The following is a 304-nucleotide window of genomic DNA, read 5'->3' as shown; positions in this document are numbered from 1 at the left end:
TATTATGAATACTGGAAAAGAGCCTATTCAATCTAAAAACGGATTACTGACTACTTTAGCATATGGATTGAATGGTGAAGTCTATTATGCATTAGAAGGCTCTATATTTGTAGCCGGATCAGCTTTACAATGGCTAAGAGATGGAATGGATATGTTCCGGGAGTCCCCAGAGTCTGAAGATCTTGCTAACAAAGTAGACACTACGGATGGTGTCTATGTTGTTCCGGCATTTACAGGATTAGGCGCTCCGTATTGGGATCAAGATGCAAGGGGTTCTGTATTTGGCTTAACTAGAGGAACAACT

The 304-nt window shown here is 40.8% G+C and carries 1 protein-coding gene; it reads left to right on the top strand.

Annotation, left to right across the window (positions count from 1 at the left end; genetic code table 11):
* On the top strand, positions 1 to 304 hold a 304-nt coding region (locus ACEN4L_RS13535; RefSeq protein WP_407123686.1), incomplete at both ends, for an FGGY-family carbohydrate kinase.

It is taken from the genome of Desemzia sp. FAM 23988, from assembly GCF_045528365.1.
Classification (GTDB): domain Bacteria; phylum Bacillota; class Bacilli; order Lactobacillales; family Carnobacteriaceae; genus Desemzia.
The sequence above is the reverse complement of the archived record's forward strand: the minus strand, read 5'-3'. Positions and strand labels throughout refer to the sequence as shown.